This is a genomic window from Pantoea sp. CTOTU49201, assembly GCF_032054795.1.
GTDB lineage: Bacteria > Pseudomonadota > Gammaproteobacteria > Enterobacterales > Enterobacteriaceae > Pantoea > Pantoea symbiotica.
The window spans coordinates 11,408-13,178 of sequence record NZ_DAMBSA010000088.1 but is presented as its reverse complement, the minus strand read 5'-3'; the positions used below and the strand labels follow the sequence as shown (position 1 = coordinate 13,178).

3 protein-coding genes are annotated in these 1,771 nt (G+C 58.3%); all 3 read left to right on the top strand.

What is annotated here, in order from left to right; translation table 11 throughout:
- Positions 1-415: aminotransferase class III-fold pyridoxal phosphate-dependent enzyme (locus RTY00_RS08775; RefSeq protein ID WP_312664145.1), on the top strand; the 415-nt coding region annotated here is incomplete at its 5' end.
- A complete protein-coding gene (astA, locus tag RTY00_RS08770; RefSeq protein ID WP_312664144.1) occupies positions 412-1,443 on the top strand; it encodes an arginine N-succinyltransferase in 1,032 nt (343 codons plus the stop codon). The genes RTY00_RS08775 and astA, both read left to right, overlap by 4 nt.
- Positions 1,440-1,771, top strand: a 332-nt coding sequence (locus RTY00_RS08765; protein WP_312664143.1) for an aldehyde dehydrogenase family protein, incomplete at its 3' end; no start/stop codon positions are given. The genes astA and RTY00_RS08765, both read left to right, overlap by 4 nt.

Sequence of the window (1,771 nt, the reverse complement as noted above, 5' to 3'; positions counted from 1 at the left end):
AGCGCAGGTAATGGGCGTCGGCACGCACGGCACCACGTACGGCGGCAACCCGCTGGCGGGCGCAGTCGCGGGCAAAGTGATGGAGTTGATCAACCAGCCAGCCTTTATGGCGGGCGTAACCGAGCGTCATCAATGGTTTGTTACTGCGTTGCAGGAACTTAACCAGCGTCTGCCGGTGTTTAAAGAAGTGCGCGGATTGGGGCTGCTGATTGGCGCGGTGCTAAACGACGATTTCGCCGGTAAAGCCAAACAGTTCAACCTCACTGCGGCCGAAGAGGGCGTGATGGTGCTGATTGCCGGCGCTAACGTGGTGCGTTTTGCGCCAGCGTTGAACATCAGCGAGCGTGAAGTAAAAGAAGGTCTGGCGCGCTTCGAACGTGCCTGTGAACGCGTGCTCAAAGGAGCCACATCATGATGGTGATTCGCCCCGTCGAACGTGACGATCTTTCGCAGTTGTTGTCGCTGGCGGGCAAAACCGGGGGCGGCTTAACCTCGCTGCCTGCGGATAGCGATACGCTCAAAGCCCGAATTGAGCGTTCGCTGCTCACCTGGCAAGGTGCGCTTCCGCCTGCCGAACAAGGCTATGTGTTTGTGCTGGCCGACAGCGAAGACAATCGCGCCGTCGGCATTTGCGCCATCGAAGCGGCGGTGGGTTTGCAGGATCCCTGGTACAACTTTCGCGTTGGCACGCAGGTGCACGCCTCGAAAGAACTGAATGTGTATGCTAGCCTACCGACGCTGTCGCTGAGCAACGATCATACCGGCAGCAGCGAGCTGTGCACGTTATTCCTCGATCCTGATTACCGCGATGGCAAAAACGGCCATCTGCTGTCGAAATCGCGTTTTCTGTTTATGGCTAATTTCCGCGACCGCTTTATGAAGCACGTGGTGGCGGAGATGCGTGGCGTCAGCGATGACAATGGCCAGTCGCCCTTCTGGGACAGTGTCGGCAGTCGCTTCTTCTCGATGGAGTTCAGCAAAGCCGATTTCCTCAGCGGCACCGGCCAGAAAGCCTTTATCGCCGAGCTGATGCCCAAACATCCGCTCTACATTCATTATCTGTCTGAAGCGGCGCAAAAAGTGATTGGCGAAGTTCATCCGAAAACCGCGCCAGCGCGTGCGGTGCTGGAGGCGGAAGGTTTCCGCTATCTCAACTATGTCGACATCTTCGACGGCGGCCCGACGCTGGAGTGCGAAATCGATCGCATCCGTGCCATTCGCAAGAGTCGCCAGTTAACCGCTGAGAGCGGTGCCGCCGATGAGAGCTGGCCGCTGTGTCTGGTGGCGAACGCCGATTACCAGCATTTCCGCGTGGCGCTGCTGCCGGTGGATATGGCATCTGGCACGGTAAAACTGACTGAAAGCCAGCGCGCGGCGCTGCACTGCAACATTGGCGATCAACTGCGTGTGGTCACGCTGTGTCGCGAGGAGAAAAAAGCATGACGCATTTTATTCATGGTCAATGGGTGACCGGTGGCGCTGACGCCCTGAGCAAACACAATCCGGTTACTGGCGAAACGCTGTGGCAGGGCAAAGCGGCATCGGCAGCACAAGTGGCTACGGCCTGTGAAGCGGCGCGCGCGGCGTTCCCGCAGTGGGCGAAAAAACCGTTTGCGGAACGACAGGCGCTGGTGGAAGGTTTTGCCCGTCTGCTCGAAAGCCATAAAACCGCGCTGGCGGAAACTATCGCCCAGGAAACCGGCAAGCCGCGCTGGGAAACGCTGACCGAAGTGCAGGCGATGATCAACAAAATCGCCATTTCGATTAAAGC

Bases quoted from the DNA above. Each gene is read 5' to 3' on its own strand.
- astA (WP_312664144.1), top strand. From the start codon at position 412: ATGATGGTGATTCGCCCCGTCGAACGTGACGATCTTTCGCAGTTGTTG.